The organism is Allobosea sp. UC22_33, from assembly GCF_042700715.1.
GTDB lineage: Bacteria > Pseudomonadota > Alphaproteobacteria > Rhizobiales > Beijerinckiaceae > Allobosea.
In genome coordinates this window covers 4,740,080-4,758,433 of sequence record NZ_CP170556.1, presented here as the reverse complement: position 1 = coordinate 4,758,433, position 18,354 = coordinate 4,740,080, and the positions used below count along the sequence as shown (strand labels likewise).

The 18,354-nt window shown below is 66.8% G+C and carries 16 protein-coding genes; 4 read left to right on the top strand and 12 right to left on the bottom strand.

Annotation, left to right across the window (positions count from 1 at the left end):
- Nucleotides 1-12 precede the first annotated feature (12 nt).
- The 7 genes from ACFJGT_RS22980 to ACFJGT_RS22950 form a co-directional block, all read right to left on the bottom strand.
- A complete protein-coding gene (locus tag ACFJGT_RS22980; RefSeq protein ID WP_377842924.1) occupies nt 13-957 on the bottom strand; it encodes a sugar ABC transporter substrate-binding protein in 945 nt (314 codons plus the stop codon).
- Between the two features lie 38 nt (nt 958-995).
- Nucleotides 996-1,952, bottom strand: a complete 957-nt coding sequence (locus ACFJGT_RS22975; protein WP_377842922.1) for an ABC transporter permease — start codon at nt 1,950-1,952, stop codon at nt 996-998.
- A 69-nt stretch (nt 1,953-2,021) separates the two neighbouring features.
- On the bottom strand, nt 2,022-3,539 hold the full coding sequence (locus ACFJGT_RS22970; protein WP_377842919.1) for an FGGY-family carbohydrate kinase: 1,518 nt from the start codon (nt 3,537-3,539) through the stop codon (nt 2,022-2,024).
- A 178-nt stretch (nt 3,540-3,717) separates the two neighbouring features.
- A complete protein-coding gene (locus ACFJGT_RS22965; protein ID WP_377842917.1) occupies nt 3,718-4,725 on the bottom strand; it encodes a Gfo/Idh/MocA family protein in 1,008 nt (335 codons plus the stop codon).
- 13 nt (nt 4,726-4,738) lie between these two features.
- Complete coding sequence (locus ACFJGT_RS22960) at nt 4,739-5,755, bottom strand: Gfo/Idh/MocA family protein (protein WP_377842914.1); 1,017 nt, start codon at nt 5,753-5,755, stop codon at nt 4,739-4,741.
- Nucleotides 5,756-5,757: 2 nt separating this feature from the next.
- Entirely contained in the window at nt 5,758-6,933 is a 1,176-nt protein-coding gene (locus tag ACFJGT_RS22955) for an extracellular solute-binding protein (protein WP_377842912.1), read from the bottom strand.
- A 147-nt stretch (nt 6,934-7,080) separates the two neighbouring features.
- Nucleotides 7,081-8,265: an ROK family protein gene (locus ACFJGT_RS22950; RefSeq protein ID WP_377842909.1), complete on the bottom strand. Its 1,185-nt coding sequence runs from the start codon at nt 8,263-8,265 to the stop codon at nt 7,081-7,083.
- Nucleotides 8,266-8,381: 116 nt separating this feature from the next.
- On the opposite strand from ACFJGT_RS22950, the gene ACFJGT_RS22945 reads away from it, so the two are divergent.
- The 3 genes from ACFJGT_RS22945 to ACFJGT_RS22935 are packed head-to-tail and all read left to right on the top strand — an operon-like array spanning nt 8,382 to nt 11,392.
- Nucleotides 8,382-9,128, top strand: a complete 747-nt coding sequence (locus ACFJGT_RS22945; RefSeq protein WP_377842907.1) for a glucosamine-6-phosphate deaminase — start codon at nt 8,382-8,384, stop codon at nt 9,126-9,128.
- 2 nt (nt 9,129-9,130) lie between these two features.
- Complete coding sequence (locus tag ACFJGT_RS22940; RefSeq protein ID WP_377842903.1) at nt 9,131-10,165, top strand: N-acetylglucosamine-6-phosphate deacetylase; 1,035 nt, start codon at nt 9,131-9,133, stop codon at nt 10,163-10,165.
- Nucleotides 10,166-10,198: 33 nt separating this feature from the next.
- Complete coding sequence (locus ACFJGT_RS22935; RefSeq protein ID WP_377842900.1) at nt 10,199-11,392, top strand: extracellular solute-binding protein; 1,194 nt, start codon at nt 10,199-10,201, stop codon at nt 11,390-11,392.
- Nucleotides 11,393-11,500: 108 nt separating this feature from the next.
- Here ACFJGT_RS22935 and ACFJGT_RS22930 read toward each other — a convergent pair whose 3' ends face one another.
- The 5 genes from ACFJGT_RS22930 to ACFJGT_RS22910 all read right to left on the bottom strand — a co-directional run bounded on the left by ACFJGT_RS22930 (nt 11,501) and on the right by ACFJGT_RS22910 (nt 17,491).
- A complete protein-coding gene (locus ACFJGT_RS22930) occupies nt 11,501-13,162 on the bottom strand; it encodes an ABC transporter ATP-binding protein (protein ID WP_377842898.1) in 1,662 nt (553 codons plus the stop codon).
- A complete protein-coding gene (locus ACFJGT_RS22925) occupies nt 13,159-13,977 on the bottom strand; it encodes an ABC transporter permease (protein WP_377842896.1) in 819 nt (272 codons plus the stop codon). Before ACFJGT_RS22925 ends, ACFJGT_RS22930 begins: the two co-directional genes overlap by 4 nt.
- Nucleotides 13,978-14,027: 50 nt before the next feature.
- The gene (locus ACFJGT_RS22920; protein WP_377842893.1) at nt 14,028-14,972 is read right to left on the bottom strand and encodes an ABC transporter permease; all 945 of its coding nucleotides are present in this window, start codon (nt 14,970-14,972) and stop codon (nt 14,028-14,030) included.
- A gap of 63 nt (nt 14,973-15,035) precedes the next feature.
- Complete coding sequence (locus ACFJGT_RS22915; protein ID WP_377842891.1) at nt 15,036-16,577, bottom strand: ABC transporter substrate-binding protein; 1,542 nt, start codon at nt 16,575-16,577, stop codon at nt 15,036-15,038.
- Between the two features lie 29 nt (nt 16,578-16,606).
- Nucleotides 16,607-17,491 carry an alpha/beta hydrolase gene (locus ACFJGT_RS22910; RefSeq protein WP_377842889.1) on the bottom strand — a complete coding sequence of 295 codons (885 nt, stop codon included), beginning with the start codon at nt 17,489-17,491 and terminating at the stop codon, nt 16,607-16,609.
- A gap of 170 nt (nt 17,492-17,661) precedes the next feature.
- Here ACFJGT_RS22910 and ACFJGT_RS22905 point away from each other — a divergent pair, with 170 nt between their 5' ends.
- Entirely contained in the window at nt 17,662-18,327 is a 666-nt protein-coding gene (locus ACFJGT_RS22905) for a GntR family transcriptional regulator (RefSeq protein ID WP_377842887.1), read from the top strand.
- The last annotated feature ends 27 nt before the right edge of the window (nt 18,328-18,354 follow it).

Genomic DNA, 18,354 nt, shown 5'->3' with positions numbered 1-18,354 from the left:
AAGGAAGAGCACTCACTTCTTCAGGAACTGCTGGACGTTGTTCTTGTCGACCAGCACGGCTTCCGTGAAGAGATAGGGGCCGGAGGTGATGCTCTCCTTCGGCTTCTTCTCGACGACGATCGCCTGGATCGCGTCGACGGCCTGCTTGCCCATCTCGTCGAAGGGCACGGCGACGGTCGCCATGAAGGTCGAGTTCGGGTCGGCGATGCGCTCGTAGCTTTCCTTGCCGCCATCGACCGAGACCAGCGGGATCTGGCCCTTCTTCACGCCTTGAGCCTGCAGGAGGTCGTCGATGATATAGGCCTGGCCGTCGAACGAGGCCCAGATGCCGTTGATCTTGCCCTGGTTCTGCAAGAGCAGCGCCTGCATGCCGGCGCGGACGTCGTCGCGCCAGCTCTGGGTGCGGGCCATCGAGAACTTGCCGAGCTCCTTCACCGCCTGGTTCTCGGCGAGGACGGCATCGAGCAGACGCCCGCGGATGCGCGAGGCGACGTTGAGGTCGAAGCGGGCCGAGACGATGTTGCCCTGGTAGCCGAGCTGGCCGAGCAGGTAGAGCGCAGCATCGGCACCGACCTTGTACTCGTTGGTCTGGATGTCGAAGAGCGCGTGCGGGCTCGAGCCCGACTGCACGGTGATCACCGGGATCCTGGCATCCTTCGCCGCCTTGAACTGCGCGTCGGCCTCGACCGGCTTGCCCATGGCGATGATGATGGCATCGACCTTTTTCGCGATCAGCGCGTCGAACTGCTCGGCATGCTTGGGCAGCGCGCCTTCCGAGTTCAGCAGCGTGACGTTCCAGCCCTTGGCCTTGGCAGCGGCCGCCGCGGCATTGGCGACGCGGGCATGCGTTTCCGATGTAAACTGGAAGCCGATGATGCCGACCTCAAAGGCGCTCGCGGACTGGCCGAGCGCGACGAGCGCAGCCGCGGCCAGCAGCATTTTCCTCAAACCCAACATGAAACCCACTCCCCTTATTCTGCTTTTCGTTGCTGAAATCAGACCTTGAACGCCGCCTTCTTCATCGCGCTGGCCGAGAAGGCGACCGAGCCAATGATGATCGCGCCGAGCACGATGTCCTGGATGTAATAGGGCGCGCCCATCAGCACCAAGCCGTTGCCGAGCACCTTGAGCACCAGCGCCGCGAAAACCGTGCCGGGAATGTTGGGTTTGCCGGGCTCGAACATGGTCATGCCCAGCAGCACGGCGGCGATGGCATAGAGCAGGTAGTCGCCCGCCATGTTCGGCGCGGCCGAGGACAGGTTGGCGGCGAGCAGCATGGCCATGAGTCCGGCGAAGACGCCGGAGAGCAGGAGGCCGATGCGCTTCATCCGGGCGGTGGCGATGCCGGCCAGCCGCGCCGCCTCGTCCGCTTCACCGGTCGCGACCATATGCGCGCCGGTGCGGGTCCATTTGACGAGGCCATAGGCGAAGAGCGTCGCGCCCGCCATCCAGAGCACGAGATTGGGAATGCCGAAGGAGTAGCCGCGGGCGAGCCCGGTGAAGCCGACCGGCCAGCGCCCGACGAAGGCGACGCCTTGCGTGATCATGAAGGCAAAGCCCTTGGCGATGGCGGCGGTGCCGAGCGTCATGATCAGCGAGGGGATGCGCAGCACGGTGACGCCGTAGCCGTTCAGCGTGCCCAGCACGATGCCGACGCCGATGGCCGCCGATACCGCGACGGCCGGCGGATATTGCGCATGGACGAGCCAGCCGCAGACGACGGCGGCCAGGCTCGCCATTTCCGCGACGGAGAGATCGAGCTCGGCCACGGTAAAGGCCAGCGCGAAGCCGAGCGCGAGGATGGCGAGGAAGCTCGTGTCCTTCAGCACGTTGATGATGTTCATCGTGCTGGCGAAGTTCGGCGCGAAGATCAGGAAGAACAGGATCAGCGCGAGGCCGGCGAGCGCCGTGCCGTAGTGTCCGATCAGTTCGCGCGGGTCGATGCGGCCCAAGCTCAGCTTTCCTTCTTCGCGATCATGCGCGCCGGCGCCAGTCCCCGGATCGTCGGCATGACCAGTCCTTTACGTCGCGCTTGCGGGGTTGGCGAGACCGGGCAACGCGGCGGCGTCCTGCGCCAGTGCGACGAGCTCGGCCGAGATCGGGGCCAGCGCCGCTTCGCTCTGCCGATAGAGGGCATAGAGCGCGTTATAGGCGGGGCGTCGCGCTGGGTCGGACTCATAGCGGCGGGTAATGGTGACGAGAGCGTCCTGCGCGGCTTCGAGCGAGACGAAGCGGCCAAGGCCCGTCCAGGCGATGATCGCGGCGCCGAGCAGGCCGGGCTCCCTGGCTGCACCCACCGAGATCGGGCGGCCGCAGATATCGGCCTTGATCTGCGCCCAGACCGGATTGGCGGCTGCGCCGCCACCGAAGCGGATTTCGTCGACGCGAGTGCCGAGCGCGCCTTCCGCCCGCTCCAGCACGAGGCGGTTCTGGCAGGCGACGCCTTCGAGCACGGCATAGGCGAGATCGGTCGAGCCGTGCCGGCGGCCGAGCCCGATGAAGGCGCCGCGCAGGTTCGGGTCCCAATAGGGCACGCGCTCGCCCTGCAGATAAGGCAGGAAAATGAGCGGCTGTGGATGGCGTGGGCCGGCGAGCAGGCGCTCGATGGTCTCGCCGACGGGGCCGTTGCCGCCGAGCAGGCCGGCAAGCCAGGCGGCGGTGTCGGCGCCGTTCTGGCTGGGGCCGCCGAGATGCCAGAGGCCGCGCCAGTCGACGGAGATCAGTCCCTCGGCGTCCGCCTGATCGGGGCCGAGCACGCCGAGCACCTCGGTGGTGCCGGAGATGTTGTAGGCATAGCCCGAACGCAGCGCGCCCAAGCCCGCAACGGCCGCCCAGGTGTCGTTGCAGCCGCAGAAGACCGGGATGCCGGCGAGTTGGTCGAAGGGCGCGGGCAGGCCGGTGCGGACCGGTGCGACGATCTCGATGGGTTCGACGATGGTCGGGATCAGGCTTTGCGGGAGGCCGATCGCGTCAAGGCCGGAGCGACCCTCGACGTCTTCAGTGCAGGCGATCAGCCTTGCGAGCGAGACCGGGTCGCTCGCCTGCCGGTCGGTCAGACAGAAATTCAGGTAGTCCTTGGGCTCCAGCACGCAGACGAGTGCGCGGGCGTTCTCCGGCTCGTTCTCGACAAGCCAGGCGAGGCGCGCGAGCGGGTGGAAAGCGTTGATGCGGGAGGCTTCGGGATGATCGGCCAGCCTCTCGCGCAGGCGGGCGGCGATGGCGTCCGAGCGCGCGTCCTTCCAGGTCATGGCGGGGCGTAGTTCCAGTCCGTCACGGTCGAGGAAGACCTGGGTCCGGGTCACCCCGCAGATCGCGATGCCCTGGACGGCCGCGAACAGCTCCGGCGCCTGCTCGGCGAGCTTGCCGGCAGCTTCGAGCAATTGCGCCCACCAAGCGTGCGCGGCGACTTCCGAGCGGTCGAGATGGTCGTTCAGGACAGGGCCGGGAACGGCGTGCTCGGCCAATGTCGCTCCGCGATCGTCGATCAGCGCGGCGCGAAAGCTGCTGCCCCCGAGATCGCAGGCGAGGACGACGTTCACAGGGTGCATCTGGACAGCAGCATACGCGTCATTCCGGACAAGCCGCGAAGCGGCGCCGATCCGGAATCCATCACAGGGCTCTGCGCTTGACGATGGATTCCGGCTCAAGCCCGGAATGACGGCGTTTCATCATCGGCAACACACCCCAAACCGCGACGAAGTCAAGAAACCGATCGCGTCACCCCTGCGGTGCTGCCTTCAGGATGTCGTCGACCAGCCTTTGCGAGGTCAGCGCCTCCTCGCCGGTGACGACGGGGTCGCGGCCCTGCTCGATCGCATCGAGGAAGTCGGCGATGACGGCGCGGTGGGCGTCGTGCGGGAAATCCATGATGTTGGCGCCGCTGCCGGTCGAGCCCTCGGCCTCGACGATCTCCTCGCGCCCGTCGAGATAGGCCAGGCGCAGGCGTCCACCGATCAGGGCGGCAAAGCCCTTGGTGCCGGTGATCTCGATGCGCTCGGGATAGCCGGGATAGGCCGCTGTGGTGGTCACCAATGTGGCCGGCGCGCCGTTGCCGGTCTCCAGCAGGGCGGAGACATAGTCCTCGGTCTCCATGCGGTGGAGCCCGGTGGTGCGGGCCTGTGCGGCGACCACCTTGGAAACGCCGACCAGCGAGCGGAACAGGTCGAGCGAATGGATCGCCTGCGTCAGCAGCACGCCGCCGCCGTCGCGGGCGAGCGTCCCGCGGCCGGGCTCATCGTAATAGCTCTGCGGGCGCCACCAGGGCACGGAGAGGAAGGCGGCTTCGATCGTGCCGAGTTCGCCGGAATCGAGGGCTGCCTTCAGACGCAGGCTCGCCGGGCGGAAGCGGTGTTGCAGTGTCACGCCGAAGGTCTTAGCCGTCCGGCGGGCGGTATCGACGAGGCGCTGGCCGCGTTCGCTGGTCAGCTCCAGCGGCTTCTCGACGAGAACATGTTTGCCGGCTTCAAGGCAGAGCGCGGAGACGTCGAGATGGCTCGACGGCGGCGTCAGCACGATGCAGGCGTCGACTGCCGGGTCGGCCAGCACCGCGTCGAGATCGGTCGTGGTCGGGAAGGGGAATTGCGCGGCATAGGCCTTGGCGCGATCCGGCGTGCGGCTGACGGCCCAGCGCGTCTCGGCGCGCCCGGCGAGGTCGAGCAGGCTCTTCGAATGCGGCAGGGAGGCGGGGCCGAGCCCGATCACGGCGATGCCGAGCTTGCGTGTCATGGCTGGTGTTTCCTCAAGCGCTTGGCTTCGCCGGCAGCCAGGCTGCCTTGGCCTGCGCTTCCAGCGCGAGCCGGCAGACGGTGAAGGCGTGGCGCTGGCTCATCGCGGTTTCGCTGCGGGCGCCGATATCGGCGACGAGGTTGCGGAAATAGGTCAATGGCTCGCCCGAAGCATCGATATGGCGGGTGCCGGCCTTGTCGACGAGGAAGACATGGTCGGTGCCGGGGCGGCCGGCGATATCGACATATTTGCGCAGCTCGATCGTGCCTTCGGTGCCGAGGATGGTGAGGCGCCCGTCGCCCCAGGTCGGCAGGCCGTCGGCGGTGAACCAGTCGACGCGGATATAGCCGCCGGCCTTGTCGCTGCGCAGAAGGACCTCGCCGAAATCCTCGAAATCGGGCAGGTCCGGCTCACCGAAATGGCCAACGCCTGAGGCGACGATTTCCGCATCGTCCGAGCCGGTGAAATGCAGAAACTGGTCGATCTGATGCGAGGCTATATCGGTGAGGATGCCGCCATAATGACGCTTGTCGAAGAACCAGTCCGGCCGGATCGCGCGGTTGAGCCGATGCGGACCCATGCCGAGGGTCTGCACAACACGCCCGATAGTGCCGTCGGCGATGAGCTTGCCGGCGATGAGCGTGGCCGGGACGGTGAAGCGCTCGGAGAAGCAGATCGAGAAGATGCGGCCGGTCTCGACGACCGCTTTCTCGACAGCAGCGAGCTGATCGAAATCGGTAACGCCGGGCTTGTCGACCATGACGTCCTTGCCCGCCCGCATGGCGCGGATGGCGATTGCCGCGCGCTCCGCGGGGATCGCGGCGCAGACGATCAGGTCGATCGCGGGATCGTCGATCAACCGGTCGGCATTGCTCTCCGGCAGATCGGGGAAGCGCTCGCGGAAGCCGGTGAGGACACGCTCGTCGCTGGTCGCGGGATCGAAGCCGACGCAGGTCGCGCCGGCTTCGAGGAGACCACCGACCATATGGTAGATATGGCGGTGGTCGAGGCCGATGGCGGCGAACTTCATCGCTATTGCGGCGCGTTGTGGCCGACGCCGATTTCCTGGTCCCAGCGCCGGAAGGCGGCGACGAGACGCTCGGGCGTCAGCGGGGGCCTCGTCGGCAGGCTGGTGATCAGCCCGTCATATTCCGGCCGGCCGTATTCGGCGAGGATGTCGCGGCTCTCCTGCGGCGCCATGGCGAGCGTCACGCCCTTGATTGCGGGGCCCGGATAGAAATAGCCCTTGTCATAGGTTACGGCCTGAGCCTCCGGCTTAAGCATATGGGCCATCAGCGCGACCAGAGCGGACATCTTGTCGGCCGGGACGCCCTTGGGGATGCACATGAACTGGGTATCGGGAATCCAGTGCGTGTTGGCGAGGACGAAGACCTTGGCCTCCTTCGGCACGATGCCGAGGACGCGCGGGTTGATGTCCCAGCCCAGGGTGGAGACGATGACGTCGCGGGTGCCTTCGCCGAGTTCCTTCATCGTCGCGGCGGTGCCGCCCGGATAGTAGTCGACGCCGGTGCCCATCTCCTTGAGATAGGCCCAGGTCTTGTCCCAGCCCTTCATCGGGTCGCTCGGGTCGGCATCGCCGAGGATGTAGGGCAGGCCTTGCAGCCAGGTCCAGCCGGGGCCGGAATTGACGGGGCGGGCATAGGTGAAGCGCTTCGGGTTCTGCTTGGCATAGGCGAGCAGCTCTTCCGCGGTCTTCGGCACGGTCTTGAGGCGCTCGGGCGCGTATTCGAAGAGCGGGCCGGAGGGCGAATAGACGACGGCGACGCCCTCGTTCTGGCCGAAATTGCGCTGCATCATCAGCGCCTGCTCATGATAGACCTCTTCGGGCTTCGGCAGGTCCTTGGCATGGGACTTCCAGACATCGACCCAGAGCCCCTGCTGGATGCCGTCCGACATGGCGCCGGGGCCGGTCAGCACGAGATCGATATCGACGCGGTTGGCGGCCTGCTGCGCCTTGAGCTTGGCCGGCAGTTCCGGCGAGGGCGCCCGCGAAAAATTCAGGCGCGAGATCAGCTTCGGGTTGTCCTTGGCGAATTTCTCGATGGCCGCCTGCGTGAGCTGAAGATTGCCGGCGACATCGATGATGTTGAGCGCGACGGGGGCGCTCTGCGCCAGCGCTCCGCCGGCTTTCAGCGCAGCGAGGCCGGCCGCTCCGGCCATGACGGTGCGACGTGTCGGATAGGTCATGATCTCTCCCTGGGTTGAGCTCTCTTCTGCAATGCCTTGAGCGGCATTCGGAGCATTTGACTGGGATACTAGTGCACCACTTTTCGGGGCGCCAGCGGATTCGGAGGCATGGCGGACACCGCGCCGGGACATGGCGAAATGGGTCGGTCAGGCCCGTTCGAGCAGCAGCGCCTCGGTTGCACGGCTGAGCAAAGGCGCCGCGGCGCCGTGGATTTCATAGAGATGGCTGGCAGGCACGCCCGCGAGATCGGGCACGGCGAAGCCATCCATGGTGCCTTCCGCCCGGAACAGCGTGTTGAACCGGGCCCAGAGCTGCGGATTGGCGGAGAAGGGGCCGCTCACCCAGAGGCGAGCCGGAAAGAGCATGCGGCAGGCGTTGGCGAGCGCGCGGGCGAGCAATTCCGCCGCCATCTCCATTTCGGGCAGGGCGAGCAGGTCGAGGCCGGCGAGTTGTCGGGCGAGACGGACCTCGTCCTGATCGAGGTCGGGCCAGCGCCGGCGCAGCGTGGGGAGCAGTGACCAGAGGGCGGCGCCGGTTTCGAGACAGGCGGTATTGCCGCAGCCGCAACGGCGCCCGTCCAGCGCGGCGAGCCGCCAATGGCCGATCTCGCCGAAGGAGCCCGTCGGTGCGAAGGGCTCCCCATCGACGGCATAGGCGAGGCCGACGCCCCAGCCCCAATGCAGCAGGATCGTCCCGCCAGCGAAGTTCTCGGGCTCGCGGGCGGCGCGGGCGCGCAGTTCGGCATCGAGATTGCGGCAGATCGTGATCGGTCCGGCTACCGGCTCGAGCACCGAGGCGATGTCGAGCCCGCGCATGCGCGGCCAGCGCGAGGCCAGCAGCCATTGGCCCTGCTGCAGGTCGATCAGGCCGGAAAGCGAGACGGCTGTGCCGGCATGGCTCATGCCCGGCGGCATCGTGTCGAGGAGGTCGCGCGCCAGTTCGGCCATCGCCGCGGCGATGGCCGCGTTGTCCGCATCGGCTGCGATGGCGCGGCGGCGCTCGGCGACGAGATGGCCGTTGAGATCGACCAAGGCGCCGGACAACGACTGGCTGGAGACATAGATCACGGAAGCGCCGATGCGGCGGGTATGGGCGACGAGGATCGCCGGCGGCCGCCCGCGCCCGCTCGCCTCACTGAGCGCTTCGATGACGAGGCGGCGGGCGAGGAGATCACCGACGACGCGCGAGACGCTGGTCGAGCGCAATTGCAGGATGCGGCCGATATCGGCCCGGGAATGCGCCTCGCCATTGAGGATCAGCCGGTAGATCCGGGCGCAGTCCCGGTCATGGGCGAGCGCGAGGCGGGTTTCGTCGAGCGTGAGCAGGGACAAGGCAGGCTCTATTCGGAACGGTTGCGTTCAAAATTAATCGTTGCGTTTCGGGCGAAGCTTCATAAGCTCGGTTCCAGAATATCGGAAATTTTCTGACGTAAAAGGTTCAAAATTCGATGATCGAGATGCATGTCGCCTCCGACAAGGACGAGCTCGGCCGGCAGGCGGCGGCGCTCGGCGCCCAGGCGATCCGCGACGAGCTTGCCCGCCATGGCGCGGCGACGATCATCGTGGCGACCGGGGCCAGCCAGTTCGAGATGCTGAACCATCTGGTGGCGGCCGAGGGCATCGACTGGTCGAAGGTCACGGCCTTCCATCTCGACGAATATGTCGGCCTGCCCGAGAGCCACCCGGCGAGCTTCCGGCGTTATCTGCGCGAGCGCTTCATGGCGCCGCTCAAGAATGCGCCGGCCTTCATTCCCGTCGATGGCGAGGGCGACCCCGCGGCAGTGGTGAAGCAGCTGAACCAGCAGATCGCCGGCAAGCGCATCGCGGTCTGCTTCGCCGGCTTCGGCGAGAACTGCCATCTCGCCTTCAATGACCCGCCGGCCGATTTCGACACGGAAGCGCCCTATCTCGTCGTCAATCTCGACGATGCCTGCCGGCAGCAGCAATTCGGCGAGGGCTGGTTCCCGAGCTTCGATGCCGTGCCGCAGCAGGCGATCTCGATGAGCATCCGCCAGATCCTGAAGAGCGAGCTGATCGTTCTCTCCGTCTCCGACACGCGCAAGGCCGCGGCAACCAAGGCGGCGCTGGAAGGGCCGGTGAGCAATCTGGCGCCCGCCTCGATACTGCAGACGCACAAGCGGACCGTGCTGTTCATCGATCCGCCGGCTGCCTCCCTGCTCAACCGTAAGAGCTGACCATGCAGACGCCCGGTCTCGTCGATCTTCAGGTGAATGGCTTTGCCGGGTTGGATTTCAACTCCGGCACGATGACCCCGGCCGATCTCGACCGGGCGCTGGAGGCGATGCTGGCGACGGGCGTGACGACCTGCCTGCCGACGATCATCACCGCCTATCCGCATGAGCTGGAAGAGCGCTTCCGCGCACTCGACGCGGCGGTGAAGGGCAGCCGGCTCGGGCCGTTGATGTGCCCGGGCTATCATCTCGAAGGCCCGTTCCTGAACCCGGCCGCCGGCTATTGCGGCTGCCATCCGCCGGAAGCGATGACGGCGGCGACACCGGACCTGATCGCGCATCTCGAAGGGCTGTTGTCGCGGCCGATCCTGATGGTAACGCTGGCGCCGGAGATCGCTGGCGGCGTCGCGCTTGCCGGTCAGCTCGCCCGCATGGGCAAGGTCGTCGCCATCGGCCATTCCGCCGTCGATTTCGAGATCGTCGCGGCCGCGGCCGATGCGGGGGTCACGCTCTCGACCCATCTCGGCAACGGCCTGCCGCAGGATTTGCCCAAGCTGTCGAATTCGCTGTTCGCGCAGCTCGGCGAGGACCGCCTGATGGCAGGCTTCATTGCCGATGGCATCCATCTGCCGCCGAAGGCGCTGAAGAGCCTGATCCGGGCCAAGGGTTTCGAGCGCTCGATCCTCGTGACCGATGCGGTGGTCGCAGCGGGCGCGGTGCCCGGCCGCTACAGCTTCGCCGGGATGCCGGTCGAACTCCGGCCCGACGGCTCGGTCTATCAGGTCAAGGGCGATTCGCTGGCGGGTTCGGCGCTCAAGCTCGACGATGCCATCCGCAATGTCGTCGCCTGGGGCATCGTGACGCCCGAGGAGGCGATCGCGATGGCCTCGACCCATGCGCTGGCCTGCATCGCCGATGCGCTCGCCAAGGCCGGGATCACCTTGCCGGAAAGCGCGGTCGAGTGGTCGCCTGATCTGCATATCCGCAGCGTGCGCGTCGGCAGCGAGCGCCGCGACTTCGCCGCGGAAGCGGCAGCCTGAAGACGTCACCAACCAAAGCAAAAGGGGAGAAGCATGAGCGAATTTTCAAAAGGCGTGGATCGCCGCACCGTCCTGGGCGGGCTCGGCGCGCTGACCTTGGGCGGCAGCGGTGCTCTTGCCGCCGTACCGGCACTGCCCTCAGTGCCGGTCGGCATCAACATCATCGATGTCGGCGGGGCGCTGGCGCTGATGCAGCAGGCCTTCGACGACTACCGCACTGCCAATCCGAAGCTCGTCTCGCGCATCACCTATGTGAAGGCGCCGGCGCCGGAGCTGGCGAGCAAGATCAAGGCGCAGCAGGATGCCGGTCGTTCCGATCTCGACCTCGTGCTGACTGGCTCGGACGGCCTGGCGGCCGGCCTTGAGCAGAATCTCTGGCTCAAGATCTTCCCGGATTTTGCCGAGAAGTTCCCCCATATCGAGCAGAACTACGAGCCGGCGGCGCTGAACCTGCACAAGGTCCAGGGCGCGGGCTTCGGCACGGTGGTGAACTACTATCCCTCCGGGCCGCTGCTCGAATACATGCCCGACCGCGTCAAGCAGGTGCCGACCACGGCCGAGGAACTGCTCGCCTGGGCCAAGGCCAATCCCAACAAGTTCATGTACGCCCGCCCGACGAACTCCGGCCCGGGCCGCACCTTCATGATGGGCCTGCCCTATCTCCTCGGCGACAAGGACCCGCAGGACCCGGTCAACGGCTGGGACAAGACCTGGGCCTATCTCCAGGCGATCGGCGAATACATCGAGTACTATCCGGCCGGCACCGGCGCGACGATGAAGGAGTTCGGCGACGGCTCGCGCGACATCATCATCTCGACCACGGGCTGGGACATCAACCCGCGCGCGCTCGGCATCGTGCCGAAGGAAGCCAAGATCCAGACGCTGAAGGGCTTCCACTGGGTCTCGGACGCCTTCTTCATGTGCGTGCCGAAGGGAATCCCGAACGACCGACTCGCAGTCGTGCTCGACATCATGGCGCATGTGCTGACGCCGAAGATGCAGGCCTATTCCTATGACGAGGGCTATCTCTATCCCGGCCCGGCGGTGAAGGACGTGCCGCTCTCGCTGGCGCCGAAGCGCAGCCAGGAGGTGATCGCGGAGTTCGGCCGGCCCGAATATGCCGACCTCATCGCCAAGAACCCGATCGAACTGCCGCTGAAGCCCGACAAGATGGTCGTGGCTTTCCGTAAGTGGGACGAGCTGGTCGGCGCCAAGCGCAAGCGCTGATCGATATCGCAAATCTTCGCTCCGCCCTGCGGCGGAGCGAACGAAAAGCCCGGAAACCATCGACGGCGCCGCCGCCGAGGATGGTTTCCGGGCTTGTTCGTTTGGGTCTCAGCCGACGATCCAAGTGTCGTTTTCGGCCCGTCTCCAGAACAACCTCACCCCGCCCTCTGCGGTGCTTTCGAGTCCCGGGACGGCGGCGAGGAGCTTCTGGGTGTAGGGGTGTTTTGGGTTGTCGAAGATGTCGTCGCGGGGACCTTCCTCGACGATCTTGCCGTCCTGCATGACGATGACGCGGTCTGCGACCTGCTCGACCACGCCGAGATCGTGGCTGATGAACAGGCAGGAGAAGCCGTGCTTCTTCTGGAGCTCGTCGAAGAGCTCGAGCACCTGCGCGCGCACGGTGACGTCGAGCGCCGAGACCGGCTCGTCGGCGATGACGAAGCTCGGACGGCGCACGATCGCACGCGCGATCGCGATGCGCTGGCGCTGGCCGCCCGAGAGTTCGTGCGGATAGCGCTCGGCGAAGCCGTCGCCCAGGCCCACTTCGCTCAGCACCTCGGCGACGCGGGCCTTGCGCTCGGCCGGTGTCATGTCGGGGACCAGCCGCAGCGGTTCGGCCACGAGCTGCCGGATCGTCATGCGCGGGTCGAGCGAGGAGTACGGGTCCTGGAAAACCATCTGGCAGTTCAGCCGGTAGTCCCAGTAGGCCGCGTCGCTCTTCTGGATCGGCTTGCCGTTGAAGCGGATCTCGCCACCGGTCGGCTTGACCAGCCCGGCGATCGACTGGCCGAGCGTGGTCTTGCCCGAGCCCGAGCCGCCGACCACCGCGACGACCTCGCCGGGCCTGACATCGATGCTGATGCCGTGCAGCGCGCGCTTCGCCTCCCCCTTGCGGAAGAAGCCCTGCCGGCCGGGGTACTCGACGACGAGGTCGCGGACCGCGACGATCGGCGTCTTCGCCTCCGGGAGGAGGCGGGCCGGCAGGCGATGCGGCATCGCCGAGAGCAGCTTGCGGGTATAGGGGTGCTGCGGCCGGGCGAGGATGTCCTCGCTTTGGCCCTGCTCGACCACGTCGCCCTGGCACATCACGACGATGCGGCTGCAATAGCGCGCGACCATGCCGAGATCATGCGAGATCAGCAGCACGGCGGTGTCGTTGGCCTTGGTCAGCTCGACCATCAGCTCCATCACGTCGCGCTGGACGACGGCGTCGAGCGCCGTGGTCGGCTCGTCCGCCAGCAGCAGCGCGGGCTTCAGCAGCATCACCGAGGCCAGCATGATGCGCTGGCGCATGCCGCCGGAGAACTGGTGCGGATAGGCGGTGAGCGCGCCCTCCGGATCGCGCAGGCCGACGCTCCTGAGCATGTCGAGGATCAGGGCGCGCCGGGCGGGCGTGTCGAGCTTGCGATGCAGCGCCAGCCCCTCGTCGAGCTGGCGCCCGATCAGCATCGAGGGGTTGAGCGAGGTCATCGGCTCCTGGAAGACCATGCCGACCTTGGAGCCGCGCATGGTGCGCAGGTCCTTGGCGGACATCGCCATCACGTCCTGGCCGTCGAAGCGGATCGTGCCGCCCTCCAGCCGGACCGCCGGCGGGATGAAGCCCATCACGGCGCGGGCCGCGAGCGTCTTGCCCGAACCGGATTCGCCGACGATGCCGACGATCTCGCCGGGGAAGACCTGGAAGGAGACGTCGTTGACCACCGTGCGGCCGGAGCCGCCGATCCTGAGCGTGAGATTGGCGACATCGAGAAGCGGTTTGGTGACGGTCATCGCGAGCCCCTCATCCGCGGGTCGAGCCTGTCGCGCACGGCGTCGCCGAGCAGGTTGATGCCGAGCAGGGTCAGCGAGATGCACAGGCCCGGGAAGATGCCGAGCCAGACCGCCTGGCCGATATAGGGCCTGGAACCGGCGAGCATGTTGCCCCAGGTCGGGGCCGGCGGCGGCACGCCGAGGCCCAGGAAGGAGAGCGCGCTCTCGGCCAGCAGCACGTAGCCGAACATCGAGGTCGCCAGCACGGTGAGCGGTGCGATGCAGTTCGGCAGGATGTGGCGGGCCATGGTGAAGCCCTCGGAATTGCCCATCACGCGGGAGGCCGCGATGAACTCGCGCTCGCGCAGCGAGAGCACCGTGCCGCGCACGACGCGGGCGACCGAGGGCGTATAGGCGATGCCCAGCGCAACGATGATGCCGTATTTGTTGGCGCCGACCACCGCGAGCAGGCCGAGCGCCAGCAGGATGCCGGGGAAGGCGAGCAGCGCATCGTTGAAGGCCATGATGATGCGGTCGGTCCAGCCGCGCATATAGCCGGAGAACAGGCCGATCGTGGTGCCCGCGATGACGGCGAGCGTCACCGTCAGGATCGAGATCCAGACCGAGGTCGCCGCTCCCGCCATCAGGCGCGAGAGCACGTCGCGGCCGAACTCGTCGGTGCCGAGCCAGTGCAGGCCTGAGGGTGCCGCCAGCTTCTCGCGGAAGGAGAGCTTCAGCGGATCATAGGGCGTCCAGAGCGCGCCCGTGCAGGCGGTCACGAGCAGGATGCCGATCAGCGTGCCGCCGACGATCGCATTGGGAGCCGGGAGTTTCATGCGGCTCGGCTTCTTCAGGGTGCTGCCGCCCGTCGTTGTGCTGTCGCTGCTCATTGGGCCGTCACCCTTGGATCGAAGACCGGGTAGCAGAGGTCGATGACGAGGTTCACCAGCACATAGGTGAAGGCGACGAAGAGCATGCAGCCCTGGATGACCGGATAGTCGCGGGCGAAGATCGCATCGACGAGCAGGCGGCCGAGGCCGGGGATGGTGAAGACGGTCTCGACCACCGCGATGCCGCCGAGCAGGTTGCCGAGCACGAGGCCGATCAGCGTCCAGGTCGGGCCGAAGGCGTTCTTGAAGGCATGGCGCCAGAGCACCGCGCGCTCCGAGAGGCCCTTGGCGCGGGCATGGGTGATGTAGTCGAGGCGCAGCACCTCGAGCGTCGAGGCGCGGGCCATGCGCAGGATCACGCCGATCTCGTGCAGGAACAGCGTCATGATCGGCATGACCAGATAGAGGATGCCGGCCCACGGGTTCTCGGCGATCGAGACATAGCCGACCACCGGCAGCCATTCGAGCTTGAGCCCGAAGAACAGCAGCAGCAGCAGGCCGAGCCAGAAGGTCGGGATCGAGAGCAGGAGCGTCGCGGTCGCGACGAGGCCGAGATCCAACGCCGAATCCTGCTTCCAGGCGGCGATGACGCCGGCCGGCACCGCGACGCAGCTTGCGAGCAGCACCGCGACCAGCACGATCTGGGCCGAGACCCAGAAGCGCTGCAGGATCAGCGGCAGCACCGCCTGCTGCGACGAGATCGACTGGCCGAAATCCCCGGTCACGACATTGCCGATCCAGATCCCGAACTGGACCGGCAGCGACTGGTCGAGCCCCAGACGCGCGCGCAGGTCGGCGAGGCTTGCCGGCGTCGCCAGGTCGCCCAGCATCAGCTGGGCGGGGTCGCCCGGGATCAGGCGGATCAGCACGAAGACCGACACCGCCACGATCAGCAGCGTCGGCAACGCCATCCCTATCCGCGTCAGCGCAAAGCGAAACATCAAAGGCCCTCCCAAGCCTCAGGACAAAACCGGCCCCGCCTCACGACGGAGACGGAACACGCATCACCGCGTGACGCTAACTTCCCAAAGGCGCAACTGCGATGCCCAGGGCGTTACGCCGCTCACCTTCTTGGAATGGGCGATGATGTCGAGGTCGTTATGGGTGAAGATGGTCGGGACTTCGTTGATGAAGCGCTTGTGCAGGTCGTCGAAGATCTTCTGGCGCTCAGCGGTATCGGTCACCACCATCGACTTCTGGATCAGGGCGAGCGCCTCCGGCTCCTCCCAGATCTTGCGCGGCTGCTTGTCCTTCGGGCCGGCGATCTGCTCGAATCCGAGCGCGGGGTCGAAGCGGCTCGAATAGGAAAAGGCCTGCATCTGGTAGTTGCCTTTGTTGTAGCGGTCCAGCTGCGTTGCCCATTCCAGCACCTCGATCTCGGCATTGATGCCCACCGCCTGCATCATCGCCTGGGCGATGACCGCGGTGTTGAAGCTCGGCACGCTGGAGCGCTTGTTGGCGAGGATCGTGATCTTCTCGCCCTTGTAGCCGGCCTTTTGCAGCAGGGCCTTGGCGGCGGCGGGGTCGTATGTGAAGCCCTGCTTCTCGGTGCCGCCGTAATACTTGGAGGTCGTGTAGACCGGCGAGTTGTTGGGCTTGCCGAGGCCGTTCGAGACATTGGCGACGAGCTCGGGGAAGTCGATCGCGGCGGCGATCGCCTGGCGCAGGGCCTGGTTCTTCATGACGGGATCGCGCGTCTGGATGATCAGGCTGTGCCGGACCGGGTTCGGCGCGATGGCCAGCGTCAGGTTCGGCGCGTTCTTGAGATCGGGCACGTCCGATTCCGGCATCAGCGCCATGTCGAGCGAGCCCGAAAGCAGCCCGGCCTTCACTGTTGCCGCGTCGGGGATGACCATGAAGCGGGCTTCCTTCACCAGCGGGCGCTTCGAGCCGATATAGCCGTCGCGCTTGTCGCCCTTGGGCGAGACATACTGGTCGAAGGCAAGGAGCTGGACCGACTGGGCGCGCTTCCACTCGCCGAGCATGAACGGGCCGGTGCCGATCGGCTTGTCCCAGCTGCCATCGGCCTTGACCGAGTCCCTGTGGAGCACGGCGGTGCCACCGCAATCGGCGCGGGCGAGCGAGTCGAGGAAGAGGCCGTTCGGCTCGTTGAGCTCCACCACGACGGTGTCGGCGTCGGGGGCCGCGATCTTCTCGACCTTGAGGCCGTTGCGGCCGTCGAAATCGGAGATGCAACGCCAGTCGGTCTTCGGATCCATGTAGCGGTTCCAGCTCCACAGCACGTCGGCCGAGGTCATGGTGGCGCCGTTATGGAACTTCACGCCCTTGCGCAGGCGGAAGGTGTAGGTCTTGCCGTCAGGCGAGATCTGGACCTTCTCGGCGAGCAGCGGGCCGACCGAGCCGTCCTCGGCATAGCCGACGAGGCCTTCGACCATATGCAGCACGACGGCATCGGTGTTGCCGTCGCGGTTCACGCCGGGATTGGTCGAGCGGATATCGGCGTTGAGCACGGCCGTCAGCGTCTGGGCCTGCAGGGCACCGGCCGAGAGGGCGAGCGCGGCGGCGGAGGCGAGGAGGCGCTTCATGGTTCTTCCCCTGTTGTTCTCGTGACCGTTCAGCCGGCCTTGCGGGCGGCACGGATGCGGCGAAGCTCGCCGGCGAAGAAATCCTCGACGACCGGCACGACCTTGACGCCGTCATGCGGCGTGTTCGGCACGAGGTCGAAGCGGGCCGCGATGCCGTGCGCGGCGAAGTTGTCGCGCAGGCTGGCCAGCCGCTCCGGCCGGTTGGTGCCGGCATGGTTGGCGTCCGGCATCCAGTTGCGGCCGCCCGGCTTGTGGGTGATCTCCCAGGTCTCGAGATCGGCGGCGCCGACGACCATCTGCACCGCGACCTGCTTCATCGCGGGGATGTCGAGCTCCTGGCCGAAGAGTTCGGCGAAGTTGCGCGTGCCGACCCACCAGTCGCGGCTGGGGTCGAGCAGGGTGACCGAGCCCGGCGCGCCGATCGAGACGCCCCAGAGCTTGTTCGGCTGCAGCATCAGGAAGCGATGGGCGAAATGGCCGCCGCCGGAATAGCCGAACAGGCCGAAGCGATCGAAGGCGATGCCGTAACGCTCGGAAACCTCCTCGACGATGGCGAGCAGGATGTGGTCGTAACGGAGGTTGCCCTCGCGCATGTACTTGAAGCCGTCGCGATAGCCGTCGCCCATCACGCCGATCGGGAAGAGCGGCGCCAGGATGATGCAGTTGTTCCAGCGGGCGAAGGACGAGAAGGCGTCGCGATAGCCGGTGAAGCCGCGGCCGGTGCCGTGCATCGCGACGATCAGCTCCGGCTTCTCGCCGCCCTCGCCCAGGCTCGGCGGGACATAGAGGCAATAGGGGAAGCGCGCGTCGTGCTTCGCGGAGTAAATCGAGGTCGGCCCGTACTCGTAGAGCGCCTTGGCGCGGGCGGCCGCCTCGGTGTCGGGTTTGGCGGTCTGTTCTGCCACGGCGTTCACGGGCGGCCTCCTCTGGCGAAATTATTGGCGCCAATTATGTCGCATGGTATGGTTGGCTTCGCAACCATCTTCTTCCGTGCCCTGCGAATCCTGCTAGAGCATCGTTTCGTCCCATCTTCTTGACGCGAACCGGTGCCCACCTCGCTCGAAAGCGCTTCAGAGAGCCTGCCATGACGTCCGAGCGGAAACGCAAGAACACCAGCACGCGGCGCGCCATGCTCGCCAACGAGATCGCCCAGGCGATCCGGTTGCGCGCGTTCAGGCCCGGCGAATGGCTGCGCCAGATCGATCTCGAGGAGCGCTTCGAGGCGACGCGCTTCGACGTGCGCAGCGCGCTCGACGAACTCGCCGTGCGCAAGACGATCGAGCATGTGCCGAACCGGGGTTATCGCGTCGCCGAGGTCGACCTGAAGACCTATGAGGAGATCCTCGCGACGCGGATCATCCTGGAGCGGGCCACGGCGGAGGGTGTGGTCGCCCATATCGACGACGCCGCGATCGCGCGGCTGGACGAACTCGCGGCACAGTTCTCCACCGCGGTCACGACCGGCAGCCGGACCGAGCAGAGCGAGATCAACCGCGCCTTCCATCAATTCATGTACTCCTTCTGCGGCAATGCCGTGCTGGAGGAGATGATCTGGGGCCTGCGGGACCGCGGGCGCGGTTCGCAGATCACGGTGTGGAGCTCGCATGAACTGCTCCAGAAGAGCGACCGCGAGCATTACGAGATGATGGCGGCCCTGAAGGCGCGCGACGCAGGGCGGCTGGCAGCGCTAATCGCGACCCATATCATCAAGGGCGCGCCCGTCGGCCCGGCCCCGGTCGAGCCGGGCTGAGCCATCGCCGTCACTTAGCCGCCGTCA